Annotated in this window: 22 protein-coding genes; 11 read left to right on the top strand and 11 right to left on the bottom strand. The window is 63.3% G+C overall.

Annotated features, from left to right (window positions below; genetic code table 11):
• Nucleotides 1-15 precede the first annotated feature (15 nt).
• From B5V03_RS27840 to B5V03_RS27815, 6 genes are all read left to right on the top strand, one after another.
• Nucleotides 16-843, top strand: coding sequence for an OmpA/MotB family protein (locus B5V03_RS27840; RefSeq protein ID WP_129273545.1), 828 nt, complete (start codon nucleotides 16-18; stop codon nucleotides 841-843).
• 181 nt (nucleotides 844-1,024) lie between these two features.
• Nucleotides 1,025-2,923: a potassium transporter Kup gene (locus B5V03_RS27835; RefSeq protein WP_164988325.1), complete on the top strand. Its 1,899-nt coding sequence runs from the start codon at nucleotides 1,025-1,027 to the stop codon at nucleotides 2,921-2,923.
• A gap of 140 nt (nucleotides 2,924-3,063) precedes the next feature.
• Nucleotides 3,064-4,992 (top strand): potassium transporter Kup, encoded by a 1,929-nt coding sequence (locus B5V03_RS27830; protein WP_129273543.1) that lies wholly within the window; start codon nucleotides 3,064-3,066, stop codon nucleotides 4,990-4,992.
• A gap of 302 nt (nucleotides 4,993-5,294) precedes the next feature.
• On the top strand, nucleotides 5,295-5,621 hold the full coding sequence (locus tag B5V03_RS27825) for a rhodanese-like domain-containing protein (RefSeq protein ID WP_129273542.1): 327 nt from the start codon (nucleotides 5,295-5,297) through the stop codon (nucleotides 5,619-5,621).
• Nucleotides 5,622-5,628: 7 nt separating this feature from the next.
• Entirely contained in the window at nucleotides 5,629-6,807 is a 1,179-nt protein-coding gene (locus B5V03_RS27820) for an aminotransferase (RefSeq protein ID WP_129273541.1), read from the top strand.
• Between the two features lie 6 nt (nucleotides 6,808-6,813).
• The gene (locus tag B5V03_RS27815) at nucleotides 6,814-7,938 is read left to right on the top strand and encodes a polyamine ABC transporter substrate-binding protein (protein WP_129273540.1); all 1,125 of its coding nucleotides are present in this window, start codon (nucleotides 6,814-6,816) and stop codon (nucleotides 7,936-7,938) included.
• A 20-nt stretch (nucleotides 7,939-7,958) separates the two neighbouring features.
• Here B5V03_RS27815 and B5V03_RS27810 read toward each other — a convergent pair whose 3' ends face one another.
• From B5V03_RS27810 to B5V03_RS27780, 7 genes are all read right to left on the bottom strand, one after another.
• Complete coding sequence (locus B5V03_RS27810) at nucleotides 7,959-9,077, bottom strand: hypothetical protein (protein WP_129273539.1); 1,119 nt, start codon at nucleotides 9,075-9,077, stop codon at nucleotides 7,959-7,961.
• 411 nt (nucleotides 9,078-9,488) lie between these two features.
• Nucleotides 9,489-10,421, bottom strand: coding sequence for a lipid A biosynthesis lauroyl acyltransferase (locus tag B5V03_RS27805; RefSeq protein ID WP_129273538.1), 933 nt, complete (start codon nucleotides 10,419-10,421; stop codon nucleotides 9,489-9,491).
• An 8-nt stretch (nucleotides 10,422-10,429) separates the two neighbouring features.
• Complete coding sequence (locus tag B5V03_RS27800) at nucleotides 10,430-11,707, bottom strand: beta-ketoacyl-ACP synthase (RefSeq protein WP_129273537.1); 1,278 nt, start codon at nucleotides 11,705-11,707, stop codon at nucleotides 10,430-10,432.
• An 18-nt stretch (nucleotides 11,708-11,725) separates the two neighbouring features.
• Nucleotides 11,726-12,931, bottom strand: a complete 1,206-nt coding sequence (locus B5V03_RS27795; RefSeq protein ID WP_129273536.1) for a beta-ketoacyl-ACP synthase — start codon at nucleotides 12,929-12,931, stop codon at nucleotides 11,726-11,728.
• A complete protein-coding gene (locus B5V03_RS27790; RefSeq protein WP_129273535.1) occupies nucleotides 12,928-13,398 on the bottom strand; it encodes a 3-hydroxyacyl-ACP dehydratase FabZ family protein in 471 nt (156 codons plus the stop codon). The genes B5V03_RS27795 and B5V03_RS27790 overlap by 4 nt, the downstream gene beginning before the upstream one ends.
• Before the next feature lie 10 nt (nucleotides 13,399-13,408).
• On the bottom strand, nucleotides 13,409-13,696 hold the full coding sequence (locus tag B5V03_RS27785) for an acyl carrier protein (RefSeq protein WP_007592476.1): 288 nt from the start codon (nucleotides 13,694-13,696) through the stop codon (nucleotides 13,409-13,411).
• A 222-nt stretch (nucleotides 13,697-13,918) separates the two neighbouring features.
• Nucleotides 13,919-14,266, bottom strand: a complete 348-nt coding sequence (locus B5V03_RS27780; protein ID WP_129273534.1) for a hypothetical protein — start codon at nucleotides 14,264-14,266, stop codon at nucleotides 13,919-13,921.
• A 316-nt stretch (nucleotides 14,267-14,582) separates the two neighbouring features.
• Here B5V03_RS27780 and B5V03_RS27775 point away from each other — a divergent pair, with 316 nt between their 5' ends.
• Nucleotides 14,583-15,212, top strand: coding sequence for a ParB-like protein (locus B5V03_RS27775; RefSeq protein ID WP_129273533.1), 630 nt, complete (start codon nucleotides 14,583-14,585; stop codon nucleotides 15,210-15,212).
• Nucleotides 15,213-15,228: 16 nt separating this feature from the next.
• Here B5V03_RS27775 and B5V03_RS41705 read toward each other — a convergent pair whose 3' ends face one another.
• Complete coding sequence (locus B5V03_RS41705) at nucleotides 15,229-15,384, bottom strand: hypothetical protein (protein WP_164988324.1); 156 nt, start codon at nucleotides 15,382-15,384, stop codon at nucleotides 15,229-15,231.
• A 274-nt stretch (nucleotides 15,385-15,658) separates the two neighbouring features.
• On the opposite strand from B5V03_RS41705, the gene B5V03_RS41700 reads away from it, so the two are divergent.
• Nucleotides 15,659-15,802 carry a hypothetical protein gene (locus B5V03_RS41700; protein ID WP_164988323.1) on the top strand — a complete coding sequence of 48 codons (144 nt, stop codon included), beginning with the start codon at nucleotides 15,659-15,661 and terminating at the stop codon, nucleotides 15,800-15,802.
• Between the two features lie 34 nt (nucleotides 15,803-15,836).
• Here B5V03_RS41700 and B5V03_RS27770 read toward each other — a convergent pair whose 3' ends face one another.
• Nucleotides 15,837-16,040 carry a hypothetical protein gene (locus B5V03_RS27770; RefSeq protein ID WP_129273532.1) on the bottom strand — a complete coding sequence of 68 codons (204 nt, stop codon included), beginning with the start codon at nucleotides 16,038-16,040 and terminating at the stop codon, nucleotides 15,837-15,839.
• Nucleotides 16,041-16,201: 161 nt separating this feature from the next.
• Here B5V03_RS27770 and B5V03_RS27765 point away from each other — a divergent pair, with 161 nt between their 5' ends.
• The 3 genes from B5V03_RS27765 (at nucleotide 16,202) to B5V03_RS41695 (ending at nucleotide 17,425) form a co-directional block, all read left to right on the top strand.
• Nucleotides 16,202-16,933, top strand: coding sequence for a Crp/Fnr family transcriptional regulator (locus B5V03_RS27765; RefSeq protein WP_245502355.1), 732 nt, complete (start codon nucleotides 16,202-16,204; stop codon nucleotides 16,931-16,933).
• A 9-nt stretch (nucleotides 16,934-16,942) separates the two neighbouring features.
• Nucleotides 16,943-17,173, top strand: coding sequence for a DUF6894 family protein (locus B5V03_RS27760; RefSeq protein WP_129273530.1), 231 nt, complete (start codon nucleotides 16,943-16,945; stop codon nucleotides 17,171-17,173).
• A gap of 84 nt (nucleotides 17,174-17,257) precedes the next feature.
• Entirely contained in the window at nucleotides 17,258-17,425 is a 168-nt protein-coding gene (locus B5V03_RS41695; protein ID WP_164988322.1) for a hypothetical protein, read from the top strand.
• Nucleotides 17,426-17,458: 33 nt separating this feature from the next.
• Here B5V03_RS41695 and B5V03_RS27755 read toward each other — a convergent pair whose 3' ends face one another.
• Both B5V03_RS27755 and B5V03_RS27750 read right to left on the bottom strand, forming a co-directional pair.
• The gene (locus B5V03_RS27755) at nucleotides 17,459-17,956 is read right to left on the bottom strand and encodes an MgtC/SapB family protein (protein WP_129273529.1); all 498 of its coding nucleotides are present in this window, start codon (nucleotides 17,954-17,956) and stop codon (nucleotides 17,459-17,461) included.
• 10 nt (nucleotides 17,957-17,966) lie between these two features.
• Nucleotides 17,967-18,548 (bottom strand): peroxidase-related enzyme, encoded by a 582-nt coding sequence (locus tag B5V03_RS27750; protein ID WP_129273528.1) that lies wholly within the window; start codon nucleotides 18,546-18,548, stop codon nucleotides 17,967-17,969.
• Nucleotides 18,549-18,586 lie beyond the last annotated feature (38 nt).

The following is an 18,586-nucleotide window of genomic DNA, read 5'->3' as shown; positions in this document are numbered from 1 at the left end:
GCCGGGATCTGACCCATGGCAAAGAAGAAACGCGAAGAAGCACATGGCGGCCATGGCTGGTTCGTCACGTTTGCCGATCTGATGGCCTTGCTGCTGGCGTTTTTCGTGATGCTGGTCGCATTCTCCACCCAGGACGCCAACAAGTTGAAGATCGTCGCAGGCTCCATGCGCGACGCCTTCGGCGTCCAGAGCGAAGCGCGCTATGCCGGCATCGTCGAGTCCGACGGCCTGCCGACACGCGCGCGGCTGAAGAACGTCGATCACATCCAGCCTGAGGATGCCTCCAACACGCCGACGCCGGATCAGGAGGATCACGACAAGACGTCCGGTGCGAGGCTCAAGGTCGACCGCAATTTCGCGCTCGCCGCCGCCTCACTGCGCCAAGCCTTGCAGGACATGCCGGAACTGACCGAGATGTCCAAGCACATCATGTTCGAGGAGACCAAGCAGGGTCTTAACCTTGAGATCGTCGACCAGGACGGCCGCTCGATGTTCGCCGACGGCTCCAAGGTGCCGTTCGACCGCACCCGCCGCCTGATCGAGAAGCTCGCGATCCCGCTCAAGGCCACGCCGCTGCGCGTCTCCATCGCCGGCCATACTGCGGCGGGCTTCGTTCCGACCCGCAGCGACTACGGCGCCTTCGACCTGTCGGCCGACCGCGCCAATGCCGTCCGCCAGATCCTCGAGCGGGAAGGCCTGCCGGCCTCCCACATCTTCGCCGTCTCCGGCAAGTCGGACACCCAGCCGCTGTTTCCGGACGATCCCTCGCTCGCCGCCAACCGGCGCGTCACCATCACCCTGATGCGGGAAGATCCGCCGCTGCCGCCGAATTTGAAGCCGTAAGGCAGTAGGACACTTGCGCTACCATTTTACCTGAGGCATGTCGTCGCGCAGGCGGTGACCGTTGCTGTGACGTCACAGCATCTGCCTCGCCGCCTGCTATGGTGGCGTGCCGATTGACAGGTGCGCCGGAAGCGTCAAAAGGCGCCGGATCAAATTCAGGGACGAAGCGTTTTTTACCTTCATGACGGCGAGCATCACACAGGCCGAGACCCAGGACGGGCCGGTCACCTCGGGCTTTTGGTCCCTCACTCTCGGGAGCATCGGCGTCGTTTTCGGCGACATCGGCACCTCGCCGCTCTACGCATTCCACGAGGCTGTCCGCGGTGCGGCCCATGGCGAGCCTGTGACTCGGGTGATGGTGCTTGGCGTGCTCTCGCTGATCCTGTGGGCGCTTTTTATCGTCGTCACCGCCAAATACGTCCTGCTGCTGCTGCGCGCCGACAACAACGGGGAGGGCGGCACCCTTTCGCTGATGGCGCTCGGCCAGCGCGCGCTCGGGCGGCGAAGCTGGTTCCTGCTCGCGCTCGGCGTGGTCGGCGCCTCCATGTTCATCGGCGATTCCATGATCACCCCGGCGATCTCGGTGCTGTCGGCGGTCGAAGGCCTCAAGCTCGTGACGCCCGCGTTCGAGCACTACGTCGTGCCGCTCACCGTCATCATCCTGGTATTGCTGTTCGCGGTTCAGAGCAAAGGCACTGCGCTGGTGGCATCGGCCTTCGGTCCGGTGATGGTGATCTGGTTCACCGTCCTCGCAGTGACGGGCGCTGTCCACATCGCCGACGATCCGTCGGTGCTCGCTGCGATCAATCCCTATTACGCGCTGCAATTCCTGCTGTCGCACGGCACCATCGGCCTCGTGACGTTAGGCGCCGTGTTCCTGGCGGTGACTGGCGGCGAGGCGCTCTACGCCGATCTCGGCCATTTCGGCCGCAAGCCGATCCAGTCGGCCTGGATGTTCTTCGTGCTGCCCTCGCTGCTGATCAACTATTTCGGGCAGGGCGCGCTGGTACTGTCGGATCCGAGCGCGATCGAACATTCCTTCTACCGCATGGTGCCGGAGCATCTGGTGCTGCCGCTGGTCGGGCTTGCGACCGCGGCGACGGTGATCGCGAGCCAGGCGGTGATCACCGGCGCCTATTCGCTGGTCTATCAGGCCGTGCAACTCGGCCTGCTGCCGCGCTTCGAGGTGCGCTTCACCTCCGAAACCCACGCCGGCCAGATCTATCTGCCGCGCGTGAACCGGCTGCTGCTGATCGGCGTCATGCTGCTGGTGTTGCTGTTCCACACTCCCAGCAATCTGGCGTCGGCCTACGGCATCGCGGTTTCCACCACTATGGTCGCCGACGGCATCATGGGCTTCGTCGTGATCTGGAAATTGTGGAACTGGCGCGCCGCGACGGCTGCGGCCGTGATCGTGCCCTTCGTTGTCGTCGACATCAGCTTCTTCAGCGCCAATCTGCTGAAGCTGCTCGAGGGCGCCTGGGTGCCGCTGCTGTTCGGCGCGGCCATGGCCGGGACGATCTGGACTTGGCGCAAGGGGACCGGCATCCTGCTCCAGAAGACGCGCCGGATCGAGGTGCCGCTCGACGACTTGATCCGCAGTCTCGAAAAGCGCCCGCCGCACATCGTCAAGGGCACCGCGGTGTTCCTGACCAGCGATCCCTCTTTCGTGCCGACCGCGCTGCTGCACAACCTCAAGCACAACAAGGTGCTGCACGAGCACAACGTGGTCCTGACCATCGAGACCGCGCACACGCCACGGGTCGATCTGTCCGAGCGGTTCCGCATGGAGAAGATCAGCGAGAAGTTCTCGAAGGTCCGGCTGCGCTTCGGCTACATGGAGCAGCCGAACGTGCCCAAGGCGCTCGCGATCGCGCGCAAGCAGGGCTGGCAGTTCGACATCATGTCGACGTCGTTCTTCGTGTCGCGGAGGTCGCTGAAGGCCTCCGCGCAGTCGGGCATGCCGCTGTGGCAGGACCATCTGTTCATCGCGCTGAGCCGGTCTGCCAACGACGCCACCGACTATTTCCAGATTCCGACCGGCCGGGTGGTTGAAGTCGGCACCCAAGTCACCATTTGAACGCAATCGGCAGACCCATGCGAATTTCGCATGGCAAGGGCCCAAAATCGGGCTAGGCTATGCCGGCAGCGCAGGCCTATAAGCCGCGCGCTCTTCCGCCGTTGTGCAGTGAAGCATTTTAGAGGCCATCAGGCTCTCCCATGACAAGTGACGTAGCGATTTCCGCCCCGGAAACGGCGGCGGCCAATGGGCATGGCGATGCCCACACCACGGCCGGTTTCGGCGCGCTGACGCTCGGCAGCATCGGGGTCGTCTATGGCGATATCGGCACCAGCCCGCTCTACGCGTTCCGCGAGGCGGTGATGGCGGCCTCGGGCGCGGAGGGGCTGCCGACGCCGGCGGCCGTACTCGGCGTGGTCTCGCTCATCCTGTGGGCGCTCATCGTCGTGGTGACGCTCAAATACGTCGTGATCCTGCTCCGCGCCGACAACAATGGCGAGGGCGGCACGCTGGCGCTGATGGCGCTGGCGCAGCGCGCGGTCGGCACCGGGGGGGCGACCATCGTCCTGCTCGGCATCATCTCCGGCGCCCTGTTCTACGGCGATGCCGTGATCACGCCGGCGCTCTCGGTGCTGTCGGCGATCGAAGGCATGAAGGACGTCACGCTGCACTTCGAGCCCTACATCGTGCCGCTGACCGTGATCATCCTGGTCCTCCTGTTCGCCGTGCAGTCGCGTGGCACGGCCCGTGTCGCGGCCTTCTTCGGCCCCGTGATGTGCGTCTGGTTCGCGGTCATTGCGGTGGCGGCGATCCACCCCATTATCGAGCAGCCGCAGATCCTGTTCGCGCTCAACCCGCTCTACGCCGTGTCCTTCATGCTCCACCACGGGATCATCGGCTTCGTGACGCTGGGCGCCGTGTTCCTGGCGGTCACGGGCGCCGAGGCGCTCTATGCGGACCTCGGCCATTTCGGCAAGCGGCCGATCCAGACCGCTTGGCTGTTCATCGTGCTGCCATCGCTGGCGCTGAACTATCTGGGGCAGGGCGCGCTGGTGCTCGGCGATCCCGGCGCCATCGTGAGCCCGTTCTTCCAGCTCTTCCCGCAAGGCTTTTTCCGCGGCTGCATGGTTGTGCTGGCGACCGCCGCCACCGTGATCGCGAGTCAGGCCGTCATCACCGGCGCCTATTCGCTGACGCGCCAGGCGATCCAGCTCGGGCTGCTGCCGCGCTTCGAAATTCGCCATACGTCTGAAGCCCATTCCGGCCAGATCTTCATCCCGCGCATCAACCAGCTGCTGCTGGTCGCGGTGGTGCTGCTGGTGCTGTTGTTCCGCTCCTCCAGCGCGCTGGCCTCGGCCTATGGCATCTCCGTCACCGGCACCATGGTGGTCACCGCGATGATGGGCTTTGTCGTGATCTGGAAGGTGTGGCGGTGGTCGCCGTTCGCAGCGGCTGCCCTGATCATTCCGTTCCTGTGCCTCGACCTGACCTTCCTCGCAGCCAATCTGCTCAAGGTGTTCGAGGGCGGCTGGGTGCCGCTGGCGCTCGGCGCGCTCATGATCATGCTGATGTACACGTGGCGGCGCGGCAGCCGGCTGCTGTTCGAGAAGTCGCGCAAGCTCGAATTCCCGCTCGCCGATCTCGTGGCGATGCTGGAGAAGCGACCGCCGCAGCGCGTGCCCGGCACCGCGGTGTTCCTGACCTCGGACCCGCTCAGCGCCCCGACCGCGCTGATGCATAGCCTGAAGCACTACAAAGTGCTCCATGAGAAGAACGTCATTCTCACCATCGAGACCGCGCAGACCCCGCGGATCGATTTGGCCGAGCGGGTGAAGCTGGAGCAGATCTCACCGACCTTCTCCAAGGTGACGCTGAAATTCGGCTTCATGGAATCGCCCAACGTGCCGAAGGCGCTGGCCATCGCCCGCAAGCTCGGCTGGCAGTTCGACATCATGTCGACCTCGTTCTTCCTGTCGCGGAGGGCGCTCAAGCCCGCCGCCCATTCCGGCATGCCGCGCTGGCAGGACCGGCTGTTCATCTCGCTCAGCCGTTCCGCCAACGACGCCACCGACTATTTCCAGATCCCCTCTGGGCGCGTGGTCGAGGTCGGCACCCAGGTGACGATCTAACTCCGACGTCGTCGCCCGGCTTGACCGGGCGACCCAGTATTCCAGAGACGGTGCGGCTAGAACCGAGAAGCCGCGGCGTACTGGATTCCCCGCTTTCGCGGGGAATGACACCGAACGAGTGGGTGAGACGTGAAGCAGGAGCTTCAGACATCCTGAAACCCCACTTCAAGTCGCTGCGATTTAGCTTTAACTTGCGCAAGCCAGCTCAAGCCTTTGTAGCGCTTGATTTTCGCTGGCTGAGAGGCGAGGTTGCCGCCCGCCGGGATCGCCCCGGCAAAGGATACGCGACGTTGGAGGATGATGTGGCAAATCAAGTACAGGATCTGACCCCGGACGAGGTTTCCAAAGGTGTCGCGGAAGGCCGCTATCTGCTCGTCGACGTGCGCGAGCCGAACGAGGTCGAGGCCGAGGCCTATCCCTACGGCGTGGTCGTGCCGCTCTCGACCTTCGATCCCAAGGCGATCCCCGATCCCCAGGGCAAAGAGGTCGTGTTCGCCTGCCGCTCCGGAAAACGCTCGGTGACGGCCTCGCTCGCGGCGCAGGCGGCGGGCCTGCCCTACGACAAGCATCTGGCCGGCGGCATGCTGGGCTGGAAGGCGGCGGGTCTTCCCAGCAAGGTCGGTGACTGACCTGCCGATGTCCAAAAGCTCGTCCCTGAACACGGTCTTCGCCGACCTTCCCGTCACCATCTTCGAGGCGATGTCGCAGGCCGCGCGCGACAACAATGCCATCAATCTCGGCCAGGGTTTTCCTGACGATCCCGGCCCCGAGGACATCCGCCGCGCCGCGGCCGACGCATCGCTGAACGGCTATAACCAGTACCCGTCGATGATGGGCATCCCGGAGTTGCGGCAGGCGATCGCAACCCATTACGGCCATTGGCATGGGCTCAAGCTCGATCCGATGAGCGAGGTGATGGTCACCTCCGGCGGCACCGAGGCGCTGACCTCGGCCATTCTCGCCGTGGTCCAGCCGGGCGACGAGGTGGTCTGCTTCCAGCCGGTCTATGATTCCTACCTGCCGATCATCCGCCAGGCCGGCGGCATTCCGCGCCTGGTGCGCCTTGAGCCACCGCACTGGCGGCTGAATGAGGACATGCTGAAAAGCGTCTTCAATTCAAAGACCAAGGCGGTGCTCTTCAACAATCCCCTGAATCCGTCCGCGGTGGTCTATCCGCGCGAGGACCTCGAACTCTTGGCGCGCTACTGCCAGGAGTTCGACGTCATCGCGATCACCGACGAGGTCTGGGAGCACGTCACCTTCGACGAGCACAAGCACATCCCGCTGATCACCATCCCCGGCATGCGCGAGCGCACCATCAAGGTCGGCTCGGCCGGCAAGATCTTCTCGCTCACGGGATGGAAGATCGGCTTCGTCTGCGCCGCGCCGCCGCTGCTGCGGGTCGCCGCCAAGGTGCACCAGTTCCTGACCTTCACCACCGCGCCGAACCTGCAAGCCGCAGTCGCCTACGGGCTTGGCAAGCCGGACGAGTATTTCCTGTCGATGCGCAAGGATCTGACGCGGAGCCGGGACCGCCTGACCATGGGCCTCGAAAGCCTCGGCTTCCCCGTGCTGAAGTCGCAGGGCACCTACTTCCTCACCGTGGACCTGTCGCCGCTAGGGCTCAACGAGAGCGACACCGAGTTCTGCTGGCGGATCGTGAAGGACTACAAGGTCGCGGCGATCCCGGTGTCGGCCTTCTACGAGCAGGACCCGGTGACCTCGGTGGTGCGCTTCTGCTTTGCCAAGAAGGACCAGACGCTCGACACCGCGCTGGAGCGGCTGTCGGACGCGGTGCGTGGACGCAAGAGGTAGACAGAAATGACGAACGTCAGCCGCTCTTGGCGTTGCTTTTCCTGGCTTTGCCTTGGTTTTGCGATCGCAGCCGCGCTGACGCTTTCCGCTCCTGCAAAGGCCGAGGAGCGCGTCGTCAACTTCTACAACTGGTCCAACTACATGGCCCCCGATGTCCTGGAGGCCTTCACCAAGGAGACCGGCATCAAGGTGGTCTACGACACCTTCGATGCCAACGAGACGCTGGAGACGCGCCTGATGGCCGGCAAGTCCGGCTACGACGTCGTGGTGCCCACGGCCTATTTCCTGCAGCGCCAGATCAAGGCCAGCATCTTCCAGAAGCTCGACAAGGCGAAGCTGCCGAACCTCGCCAATGCGTGGGGCGTGGTGACGCAGCGGCTCGGCATTTACGACCCCGGCAATGTCTACGCCGCGAACTACATGTGGGGCACGACAGGCATCGGCTACAACGTCGCCAAGGTGAAGGCCATCCTCGGGCCCGACGCGAAGATCGACAGCTGGGACATCGTCTTCAAGCCGGAGAACCTCGCCAAGTTCAAAGACTGTGGCGTCCACATGCTCGACTCCGCCGACGACATCTTTCCGGCGGCGCTGAGCTGGCTCGGGCTCGATCCGAACTCGACCAGGCAAGCCGACCTCGAGAAGGCCGCCGATGTCGTCGCCAAGGTTCGGCCCTCCGTGCGAAAATTTCACTCCTCCGAATATCTCAGCGCGCTCGCCACCGGCGAGATCTGCTTCGTGGTCGGCTGGTCCGGCGACATCATGCAGGCCCGTGCGCGTGCGGCGGAAGCCAAGAGCGGGGTCGAGATCGGCTACACCATTCCGAAGGAGGGCGCGCAGATGTTCTTCGACAATCTCGCGATCCCCGCCGATGCCAAGAATGTCAAAGAGGCCTACGAGCTGATCAACTATCTCTATCGCCCTGATGTGGCCGCCAAGAACTCGGACTTCCTGTCCTATGCCAACGGCAATCTCGCCAGCCAGAAGCTGGTCGACCCAAAAATACTGAACGACAGGAACATCTATCCGGACGAGGCGACGCTCGCAAAACTGTTCGTCATCACGGCGCGTGAGCCGGCGACGCAGCGGATCATCAACCGGCTCTGGACCAAGGTGAAGACGGGGCGGTGAGGCGCGGCAGATTCTTAGATCTACAGCCGAAATCTCAGTCTGAGGCTTCGCCGCAGATCGTACCAGATGATATACGCCGGAAGCAGTGCCAAGAACATGCTCAGGCATGATATCAAGAGCCAATCGATTATCGTCCCTGGAGCGCTGGCGAACCAGCCTTCCGGCTGAACGGATCGTTCCGAACGCGGCAGCAATGAGAGCTCGGCCCAAACAAAGACGGCAAGGCCGACAATCGAGCTCGCTATCAGGGCGTAGCGCTTTCGATCGAAGCCGAACACCCATCGGATGAGATGAAGCAGTGCAAGGAAGGCGACGAAGGCGTAAATAAGCAAGGCAGCGTATATTGCCGCTACTGCTAGAGGCCTTAGCAAATAGATCATCGTCTCGAATTGATGGGAAAAGTATGCCCATACTATCTGAGGGATTCCAATACACAGTCCGAGAATTCCAGCGGCGACGACTATCCGCACAATGGCTGGACGTTTCCGGTGTGCGGATTTCAAGGGCTCCGTCGCAAAAAGATTAAATGCGACCGCGGTCGTCGAGCCAATCAACACGGTTTGAGTTAGGACTGCATAGTATTTCAGAATGCTTGTGCCGAGCGAATTTGCATCAAGGCTAGCGCGTAGGAAATTTGTTGTGTCGGCACCCAAAAGCGAAATCGGTAATTCAAAAGCTGCAACCGACACAACGCTAAATGCAGAAAAGAGACTGACCCGAACCGATCCAAACATTCCAGGCAGGTAAAACCAAAATTGGGAGCAGGCAACTATCGTGCAAAGAAGCAAAAAGAACGCATTCTTGAAAACGTGAATGATCAGGATAAACGAACGATCCAAAAGCGTGTCTCGCTTTAATGGATACTCAGACATAATTTCACGAATAGCAAAATCGGGAAAGAATTTCATCGGTACCTTCAGAGCCAGAGCCACGGCAACAAACGGGACCGCGTACTCAGCAATGTCTTCTAGAACATAAGATCCCACCAAAGATGCTGGCCCACCAATCCGTCCGGCGAATCCAAATGTGTCGGGCAAGAAATCCGGAACGATGGAGAGAAGCGGCAAGCATATGAAAAGCCAGGAGGAAAAGACTGCAAGGCCTCCAATAGCCAACACGTCTTCAAGAGAAGGCTTCATATCGAAGATTTCCTTGGCCGTGAACCGTACAGGCAAGCAAGTAAGAAAGAATGCAACTATAAGGTGCCACAGCGGATGCGGTACGCAACAGGAAATGTTGCCGCGGGCTGGTCGAGCATGCGTAGCGCTAGGCGCCACAACCGTACCTCGGTGTGATTTGGACAATGTGGATATTGGGCTCGATCTCTGAATGGTCGAAGGCACTGCAACAGCGGAGCGAAGGTGAGCGGGTCTCCTTGAACCGGAGGGGCAAGGAGGGAGGGGCTCAGACTTCAGACCGGAGCAGCCTTGCTCAACTTCATGCCCTCAGCGAATGCGTCGGATCGACCTTTGTGTAGGGTGGATCAATTCGTTCAGGCCACGATCGACGCAGGATTGCAGGAGCAGTGAACGGGGCGTAGGCCGAAGCGCCTATCGCCACCTGCGATGCAGCCACAGCCACTGCTCGGGATGCTCGCGCACCCAGCTCTCCACCACATTGGTGATCGCCTGCGTCGTGCCCTGGATGTCGATCTTGCCGTCGGCACCGCGCACCGGCGGGACTTCCTCGGTGAGCTCGGCGGTGAAGCGGCCGCCGGGGAGGCGGATGATGCGGACGCCGTGGATCGGGCATTCGACCTGGCGCAGGAGGCGCGCCAGCATCGGGTTGGCGCGGGTCTTGCGGCCGAAGAAGGTGACCTCGACGCCGCCGGTCAGATACTGGTCGATCAGCATGGCGACGTGCTTGCCGTCCTTGAGCGCCTGCGCGAGCCGCAGCGGCGCATCGCGCCCCGCCGGGATCAGCGTGCCCATGTTGACCTGGCGCATCTCCTGGATGATGCGATCGGCGGAGGCGATATTGGGCCGGCGGTAGAGGATTGCAGCGTCCAGCCCGTGCGCGACGGCCGCCAGCGCCGGTAATTCCCAGTTGGCGAGATGCGAGGCGAAGATCAGCGCCGGCTTGCCGTCGTCGCGGATGTGGTCGAACAGCTCGATGCTGCGCGCCGGGAGTTCGATCCTGCTGTTCTCCGGATGCGCGCGGTCGTAATCCCAGACGTGGTCCATATGGGCGAATTCGGCGCCGACGCGGCCGAGATTGTCCCACACGCCCATCAGGATCGCTTCGATCTCTTCCGGCGATTTCTCGGGAAAGGCCGCGGTGAGGTTGGCGCGGCCGATGCGGTGCTCGCGCAGGCGCGGGCCGATGGTCTTGGTGACGCGCGCGAAGAAGTCGGAGGTCTTGGCCGGATCGAAATAACGCGTGGCGCGCAGCATGCCGACGGTGGCCGCACCGATCAGGCCGCCGCCGATCGATTTGGCGGCCTCCCGCGCGCGGGCCTTCGTGCTCGCAGGAAGCAGCGCCATCCGTCCGGTCAGGCCGGTTCGCGGGTCAGGATCAGCGAGGCGTTCTGGCCGCCGAAGCCGAACGAGTTCGACATGACAGCGGTGACGCGGGCGTCGCGCGCCTTGTTGCCGACGACATCAAACAGGATCGTAGGATCCGGAGTATCGTAGTTGATCGTCGGCGGGATGCGCTGATGCTCCAGCGTCAGCAGCGAGAAGATCGCCTCGACCGCGCCCGCGGCCGAGATGGTGTGGCCGACCATCGACTTGTTGGAGGTGACCGGAATCTTTGTGACGAGTTCGCCGAACACGGCCGATGTCGTGTTGTACTCCATCTTGTCGTTCTCGGGCGTCGCGGTGCCGTGCGCGTTGATGTGGTCGATCTGGTCCGGAGTCATGCCGGCATCGGCCAGCGTCTTGTTCATGCAGCCGATGATCGGCTTCCCATCAGGCGACGAGCGGGTGCGATGGAAGGAATCGGTAAGCTCGCCGCAGCCGGCGATCACACCGAGAATTTTTGCGCCACGCGCGACAGCAGCCTCGTAGCTTTCCAGCACCAGCGCGCCGGCGCCTTCGGCCATGACAAAACCGTCGCGGTTCTTGGAGAAGGGACGGGAGGCCGCCTGCGGCGGATCGTTCTGGGTCGACAGCGCCGAGAGCAGCGAAAAGCGCACCAGGGCTTCCGGATTCACGGTGCCGTCGGTCGCGACGCACAGCGCGGCATCGGTCTCACCGCGACGGATCGCCTCGACGCCGAGCTGGATCGAGGTGGCGCCGGATGCGCAGGCCGTCGACAGCGAGATCGGCGAGCCCTTGGTGCCAAAGGTCTCGGCGAGGTGAGCGGCCACCGAGCCGAACATGAAGCGGTGGTGATAGGCGTTGTACTTGCCGCCGCCCGAGATGCGCAGCAAATCGTCATAGGTGAAATCCTGCGCGCCGACGGCGCGGCCGAGCTCACGGCGTTGCGGCCACTCGACCTCGACTGGTGCAACCGCCAGGAAGAGGGGGCCGGGGAAATCGGCCTTGGCGCCGATGCCGGCCTGCGCGAGCGCTTCCTCCGTGACCAGCTCAGCCATCCGCTCGGACAGGCCGGTGGAGGAGAACGGATCGACGCTGACGAAATCAACCGTGCCGGCCATCGTCGTCCTCAGGCCGTCGACCGGAAAGCGCGTGATGGTGCGGATGCCGGATTCACCGGCGACGAGCTTCGCCCAATTGTCGGCCTTGCCGTTGCCGAGCGAGGTCATGATGCCCATGCCGGTGACGACGACGACGGGACGCCCGAGTTTGTCGCGTGGTGCAGTCATGTCGATCCCCCGCTTGAACTAGCTTACGGCCTCGACCAGCGCCATGCCTTCGCCGCGCCAGTGTCCGGCCCCCACCACCACAATCTGGGTGGGCGCTCCCTGCATTTCAATCTCGGTCCCCGTGGAATCGTTCGGCGGGAACAGCGCGCCGCGCGAGATCGACAGCGCGGCCAGCGCAAGGCCGAGCGGAAATTGCGTTTCCATGGTGTGACCGAACATCGTACCGGTCGAACGCACGGGGAAGTCGGTGTGCTGCTTCAGGAAGCCGCGCTCCTCGCTCGTCGCCGGCTCCGCACCGGTTGCGCCCGAGATGATCGCGCCCTTGCCCTCGCGCTTGGGCAGCTTGTCCCAAAGCTTCTCCAGCGTCGCTTCCATGTCGCCGGACTGCTTGCGTCGGGCCAGATCAGTCACCACGCTCGACAGCTTTGCGTAGGGCTTGGCGCCGCGCGCTTCGGCGTGGGCCCTCGATTCCAGCACCAGGAAGGCGCCGGCCGAGCCGAGCGCGAAGCCGGCGTGGTCCTTGCGCGCCCAGACGGGTGCGAACTTGTTCTTGAGGTTAAAGTCGCCGAATTCGTAGAGGACCATCAGGTCCTTGCGCTCGCCATTATGCGAGCCGCCGACCAGCGCGATGTCGCTCTCGCCCGAGGCGATGCGCGACAGCGCGATGCGCGCGGCATCGGCGCCGGCGACCTCTTCGCCCATGAAGGTGCGCGAGGTACCGCCCAGACCGTTGACGATGGCGATGTTGCCGGCGAGCAGATTGGAGAGCTGGGCCAGGAACAGCGTCGGCCGCAGGTCGCTCATCAGCCGCTCGTTGAGGAAGCCCGGCGCATTGGCGCCCTTGGCCTCGGCAGTCAGCACGCCGGTGTCGACGTTGAGATCGCGTTCGCCGCCGCCGGCGGCCACCACCATGTCGATCTTCGACAGGATGTCCTTGTTGCCCTTGATGCCGGCCGAGTCGAGCGCCAGGCCCGCGGCATAGACGCCGATGCGCTGCCAGGCTTCCATCTGGCGCTGGTCGCCCTTCTTCGGGATCTGGCTGTCGAAGGTCACCGGCATCAGGGGATGCACGATGAAGGGCGCAAAGCCCTTCTCATCGACATTGATGCGCTTCTCCTGGAGCGCGGCCCAGTTGGCGTCGAGACCCTCGCCGAGCGAGGTCGCAAGTCCAATGCCGGTGATCCAGACTTCCGTCTGGCCGGGCTTCGCAGCGGTGTCGGTCATGGCGATACGGCCTGTAGCGGAAAGCCGACGCGTTGTGCGACCGCGTCCATGTATCCGCGCATATCGGAATTGGGGAAGGGGATCAGCGTGAAGGTGAGCTGCGAGTTCGCACGCAGCTTGCCGCCGACCCGGATCTTGGCCTCGGTCATCGCATAGCCCGAGCCCTCATGGGCCACGCTTGCCTCGAGGGTCATCAGGTCACCCGGAAACACCGAGCCGCGCACCTTGGCTTCCTTCACGGCGGCGAGAATCGGCATGCGCTCGAACTTCAAGACGCCAAGCAGGAGAAAGCCCGAGGCCTGTGCCATCGATTCGATCAGGAGCACGCCCGGCATCAAGGGATAGCCCGGGAAGTGACCCTCGAAGATGGTGCTCTCCTTGGGGACCTGGGCTTCGACGACGATCGTCTTCTCGTCGACCTTGAGGTCGACGATGCGATCGATCATGTGGAAGTATTCGAGTTGCATGATCGCCCGATTAGGCGCTCGCGCCCTTGGCGGCAACCAGTTCGTCGATGCGGGCGCACAGATTCTTCAACACGAAATACTGTTCCGTGGTCGCCTTGCCGTCGTTGACCTCCTGGGTCCACTTTTCGAGCGGCAGCTTGATGCCGAACTGCTTGTCGATCGCAAAGGCGATATCGAGGAAATCGAGGCTGTCGATGCCGAGGTCATCGATGGCGTGGCTATCCGGCGTGATCGTGTCGCGCGGGATGTCGCAGGTTTCAGCGATGATCGTAGCGACCTGATCGAATGTGGAGGACATCACTAAGCCTTTGATATATTGCGGGTATTTGTCAGATTTTCCAGAGTGGAACGGTGGGTTGGGCATCGCGCCCCGATGACGCCCTCAAACCCCCCTCTGGCCGGGTCGAGAGCCCGTATAACGGAGCGCCGCCCTGAGTTCAATGGAGCCGGACGGGGCGGGGGACAGGGCTGGGGACGCCTGCCAGAACCCATTTTGCCGGGGACCGGCGGCGGGCGGGGCCTAGATGTGCGGCGTCGTGATCTTGACGCAGTCGCGGCGGCCCATCAGCACGCAATCCTGGGTCCGCCTGAGGTCGGCGATGCTCACGGCGAGCCAGATCCCGATCGCGGTCAGCGCGATGGTGAAGGCGAGAGCTGCGATGTTGGCGAGCATGCGGTGGCGGAATTCGTTCGGCTCGGTGCGAGGCTGCTCGTAGCGGGACAGGTCGAGCGGCTCGGGCTCGGGTGCGATGCGCAACGGCCGCACGGTGCCGTTGCCCCGGTGGACCGCCGGGGAAGGCGAGGTGCGCGGCCTGAATTGGAGCACCCGGTGCTCGTCATCCGAGCTTATGGGCCGCTGGATTTTCATGGTGTGAGGATCACTCCGAAGCAGCGATTTTTAGATAGCACACGTGGTGAAAGCATTGCAGGAAATCTTCTCAACGCGCACGTGCATTGCGCTTTCGCACTATCTTTCATGGGGCTGCGAGCGGTCGCGGCGTGGCGCTGTCATCCCGGCGTCAGGAATGCGCGGGTTGCGTTGCAGCAACCGACATCGAACCCGCACGCGTGAACAGCGGCTTGTGATCCGCGCCCCGACCGAACGCATTTTGCCGCCGCGATGCTCGTGGCATAGTCCGGGGAACCCGGTCCGCCGGTCCAACGATGCGAGGGACTCTTCGACCATGACCACCACCAACGCGCGCGAACCGCGAGTGCACCCGGTGCCGATCCTGTCGCTTCGGCCGACGCAGATGACGGTCGGCATGCGCGAGGTCAAGGAGAAGCGCAAGCGTTGGCGCGAGCATGGCAAGAATAAGCAATCCGACCTGCTCGGCACCCACATGATCCCCGTCGTCCACGGACCTGACGGGCGCTATTACGTGATCGACCATCATCATCTCGGCCGCGCGCTGCATGACGAGGGCGTCAAGCAGGTGCTGGTGACCGTCGTGGGCGATCTCAGGATGGTCGAGCGCGAGGCGTTCTGGGGCGTGATGGACAACAAGCGCTGGGTCTATCCCTACGATGCCAAGGGCGAGCGGCGTCCGTTCCGCGACCTGCCGAAATCGGTCGTCGATCTCAAGGACGATCCGTTCCGGAGCCTTGCCGGCGAGCTGCGCCGCATGGGCGGCTTCGCCAAGGACACCACGCCGTTCTCCGAATTCCTGTGGGCCGACTATCTGCGCCGGAAATTGTCGCGCAAGGCGGTGGATGCCAATTTCGACAAGGCGCTCGAAAAGGGTTTGGCCGCGGCCAAGAGCAAGGATGCGATCTATCTGCCGGGCTGGTGCGGCCCGGCGGAGGACGATTAGGCGCGCAACGCTCGCATCAGTCGCGCTGGAAGATCTTGGCGCCAGGATAAGCGCGACGGGCGTAAGTCACGACCAGCGCGCGGTCCTGGGTTTCCAGGAACGGCGTTCGGATCTGGCTTGCCCCGACGATCAGGTGCCACAGACCATTGAGCTTCCGGATGACGATTTTCATTTGAGTATCCTCGATCACTCCGCACTTCATCAGACGCTGCTTGTCGCGGTCGTCTTGCGATTCACGATCGTGATGGCGCGCTCCTAATTCCCGATGCGGCTCGCGCCCGCTGCAAGACGACGGCAATACTTATGAGTTGGTTACGGCGGGCGGCCCGATAAGCCGGATGTCATCACAGGCGCTTGAGCGAAGTCATTTTCAGCGGCGACGAAACCGTCCTGAAACAAAGCCGTCCCATCTCTATCGGGTGGTGGAGTTTACACAGGAGGCGGACATGCGCCGTCTGGTTTTCGTTATTGCCTTGCTCGCGGTCGCTTCAGCGGGAATCTCGGCATCGTTCGCCGCGGTTCATCACGCCAAGACGTTGACATTCTCCGAGCGCTTTGCCCCGGCGCTCGAGTTGATGGGCAAGCGCTAGCGGCATAGCGCTTCGCAGCCGCAGGCGACGCTGGTCATTTCGGGTCTTGAACGCGAGGTGACGACAGCATGCGCTCCATCTCGGCGGCGGCTTCGCCGTCGCGCACCTTTTGCAACAGCGCGTGGCGCTCGACACCGGCTGGCAGCCTTCTGGCGGCGGCGCGGGCGTCCTGGGTGAATTTGTTCAGGCGCTCCTGGAGTGAGAGGACCGGTCGCGTGCGATTGCGCTTCTTGGTCATGAATTGCCCTTTCCTGCACCAAACACAATCACGCCCCGGCAAGCACCGTCCTTAACTTTTGTTGGAACTGCGAACCGATCGCGGGCTTTTCATAGGATGGCGCCGCGAGTTCGATGACTCGCAAATTGCCACGAGTTCGAATTTTTGGTCCGGAGGGAGCCGTGCCCAGCGATGCGATCCGCGCGGCGCTTATCAAGCGTCTGCGCATCTCCTCCGCAATTGCAGACGAGGACATCGCGGAGATCGAAGCCCTTCCGATTTCCGTCCGGCACTTCCCGGCGGAACAGCCTGTGGTACGTGATGGCGAGCGGGCGACCAACTGCTGCCTGATCGCCGACGGTTTTTGCGCACGCTCCAAGACGATCGCGAACGGCAAGCGGCAGATCCTCTCGATCCATATCCCCGGCGAGATTCCGGACCTGATGAGCCTGTTCCTGCACGTGATGGATCATGACCTCGCGACGCTGACGCCGTCGACCCTCGGCTTCATCAGCCACGAAACGCTGCAAAGGCTGCATCGCCGTCGGCCGGTTGTCGCCGAGATGTTCTGGCGGGACACGCTGATTGACTCCGCGATGTTCCGCGAATGGATCGTCAATGTCGGCCAGCGCCCGGCGCCCGCGCGTCTTGCCCATGTCATGATCGAACTGCGTGAGCGACTCAGGATCATCGGCCGCCTGGACGGCAACAATTTCGAGATGCCGCTGACGCAGGAGCAGATCGGCGAAGCCCTGGGGATCACCGCCGTGCACGCCAACCGCGTCATCAAGCAATTGCGCCAGGAAGGCATCGTCGATCTGCACCGCGGCCGGGTCACCGTACTGGACGAACGCAAATTTTTGGAATTGGCGGATTTTGACAACCGTTATCTGCACCAGTCGCCAACGCTTTGAGGGCGCCCGATGCCGCGATTCCATTTCGACATTCACGAGAACGGCCATCTCACTCCGGACGAGGACGGCCGGGTTTTTGCCGACGGGAACGCCGCACGCAAGGAGGCGGTGCTGACCGGCGCCTCGATCGCCCGCGACGCCTTCACCACCGGCAGCTCGCATCGCATCGTCGTCGACGTCCGCGAGGAGGGCGCGCCGTTCCTGAAAGTGTCGATCACGCTCGAGGTCGAGGAGGCCTAGGACGCGGACGGGCTTGATCTCCCGCAAATCCACTGGGATGCGCACTGTTAAGGTCTGCCGGCATGATTGCCCGGAGACCTCACCGTGAGCGCGATCTTTCGCATTCTTTTCGTCGTTGCCGGCGCCATCACCGCGCTGTTCGTTGCGCGTGATGCGCTGAACTTCACCATCATCCAGACCTTTGTCGCCGTTCTGCTCGTCACCGCTATCGTCGGTTTGGGAAGTTTCTGGAGCCAGCGGCGAAGGACGTGACGGATGCGAAGGCCGTGTGCTGATACAGCCGGACTAGGTCCGCGGTGGCGCGTCCGGCGACGTCTCAGAGCTGCGCGTCTCGTCCTTGCCGCCGAGGATCCGGTGCAGCCGGCGTTCGATGCGGCGGCCGATTGTCAGCAGAACGAAGGCCAGCGCCAGCGCGACGACGACGATCTTCCATTGCCCGGCACCGCAGACGATGCCGAGGCAGGCGGCGAGAAAGGTGCAGGCGGCGCTGGTCAGGCCGCGGACACGAAATCCCGTGCTCTGGTGCACGATGACGCCGGCGCCGAGAAAACCGATGCCGGTGAGGATGCCCTGGATCACCCGGCTCGCCGCATCGGCGACCTTGGCGGGTTCGGCGAGCTGCAAGGCGAGCAGCACCACGGTCGCGGTGGAGAGGCCGACGATGCCGAGCGTCTTCAACCCGATCGGCTTGCCGTGCAGGTCGCGATCGAGCCCGACCGCTCCGGCAGCGACAGTCGCGGTGCCGAGACGCGCAATGATTTCAGGCCAGTCGAGCTCCGTCATTGCTTTTCAGTCACTTCTTGGGAAGACGTCCCATCAGGTAGAACTCCTCGTTCGGCCGCATGCCTGTGAAATTGGCCAGCCGATTCGACAGGGCGAAGAAGGCCGAGATCGCCGCGATGTCCCAGATGTCGTCGTCGCTGAAGCCGTGGGGCGCGAGCGCTGCGAAATCCTCCTCCGAGACGCGCTGCGCATCGGCCGAGACCTTCATTGCGAAATCCAGCATCGCCTTTTGCCGCGGCGTGATGTCGGCCTTGCGGTAGTTCACCGCGACCTGGTCTGCGATCAGCGGGTTCTTGGCGCGGATGCGCAGGATCGCGCCATGCGCGATCACGCAATATTGGCACTGGTTGGCCGCCGAGGTCGCCACCACGATCATCTCGCGCTCGGCCTTGCTGAGGCCGCCGTCCTTCTCCATCAGCGCGTCATGATAGGCGAAGAAGGCGCGGAACTCGTCGGGGCGGTAGGCCAGCGTCAGGAACACGTTCGGCACGAAGCCGCTTTTTTCCTGCACGCCGAGGAGGCGCGTGCGGATGTCCTCGGGCAGCGTGTCGAGGGCGGGAGCGGGGAAGCGTTGCGCGGCGGGTTTTGTCATGGGGATGGATTCCGGCTTGGGGCCGGGAACCATAGTCG

Source organism: Bradyrhizobium betae (assembly GCF_004123905.1).
GTDB lineage: Bacteria > Pseudomonadota > Alphaproteobacteria > Rhizobiales > Xanthobacteraceae > Bradyrhizobium > Bradyrhizobium betae_A.
This window is presented reverse-complemented; position numbering and strand designations above follow the sequence as displayed.

Bases quoted from the DNA above. Each gene is read 5' to 3' on its own strand.
- B5V03_RS27755 (WP_129273529.1), bottom strand. From the start codon at position 17,956: ATGACGGAGCTCGACTGGCCTGAAATCATTGCGCGTCTCGGCACCGCG.
- B5V03_RS27835 (WP_164988325.1), top strand. From the start codon at position 1,025: ATGACGGCGAGCATCACACAGGCCGAGACCCAGGACGGGCCGGTCACC.
- B5V03_RS41705 (WP_164988324.1), bottom strand. From the start codon at position 15,384: ATGAAAATCGTCATCCGGAAGCTCAATGGTCTGTGGCACCTGATCGTC.
- B5V03_RS27815 (WP_129273540.1), top strand. From the start codon at position 6,814: ATGACGAACGTCAGCCGCTCTTGGCGTTGCTTTTCCTGGCTTTGCCTT.
- B5V03_RS27775 (WP_129273533.1), top strand. From the start codon at position 14,583: ATGACCACCACCAACGCGCGCGAACCGCGAGTGCACCCGGTGCCGATC.
- B5V03_RS27830 (WP_129273543.1), top strand. From the start codon at position 3,064: ATGACAAGTGACGTAGCGATTTCCGCCCCGGAAACGGCGGCGGCCAAT.
- B5V03_RS27770 (WP_129273532.1), bottom strand. From the start codon at position 16,040: ATGACCAAGAAGCGCAATCGCACGCGACCGGTCCTCTCACTCCAGGAG.
- B5V03_RS27840 (WP_129273545.1), top strand. From the start codon at position 16: ATGGCAAAGAAGAAACGCGAAGAAGCACATGGCGGCCATGGCTGGTTC.
- B5V03_RS27805 (WP_129273538.1), bottom strand. From the start codon at position 10,421: ATGGCGCTGCTTCCTGCGAGCACGAAGGCCCGCGCGCGGGAGGCCGCC.
- B5V03_RS27795 (WP_129273536.1), bottom strand. From the start codon at position 12,931: ATGACCGACACCGCTGCGAAGCCCGGCCAGACGGAAGTCTGGATCACC.
- B5V03_RS27750 (WP_129273528.1), bottom strand. From the start codon at position 18,548: ATGACAAAACCCGCCGCGCAACGCTTCCCCGCTCCCGCCCTCGACACG.
- B5V03_RS27760 (WP_129273530.1), top strand. From the start codon at position 16,943: ATGCCGCGATTCCATTTCGACATTCACGAGAACGGCCATCTCACTCCG.
- B5V03_RS27820 (WP_129273541.1), top strand. From the start codon at position 5,629: ATGTCCAAAAGCTCGTCCCTGAACACGGTCTTCGCCGACCTTCCCGTC.
- B5V03_RS27785 (WP_007592476.1), bottom strand. From the start codon at position 13,696: ATGTCCTCCACATTCGATCAGGTCGCTACGATCATCGCTGAAACCTGC.
- B5V03_RS27780 (WP_129273534.1), bottom strand. From the start codon at position 14,266: ATGAAAATCCAGCGGCCCATAAGCTCGGATGACGAGCACCGGGTGCTC.
- B5V03_RS27790 (WP_129273535.1), bottom strand. From the start codon at position 13,398: ATGCAACTCGAATACTTCCACATGATCGATCGCATCGTCGACCTCAAG.
- B5V03_RS27800 (WP_129273537.1), bottom strand. From the start codon at position 11,707: ATGACTGCACCACGCGACAAACTCGGGCGTCCCGTCGTCGTCGTCACC.
- B5V03_RS41700 (WP_164988323.1), top strand. From the start codon at position 15,659: ATGCGCCGTCTGGTTTTCGTTATTGCCTTGCTCGCGGTCGCTTCAGCG.
- B5V03_RS27810 (WP_129273539.1), bottom strand. From the start codon at position 9,077: ATGAAGCCTTCTCTTGAAGACGTGTTGGCTATTGGAGGCCTTGCAGTC.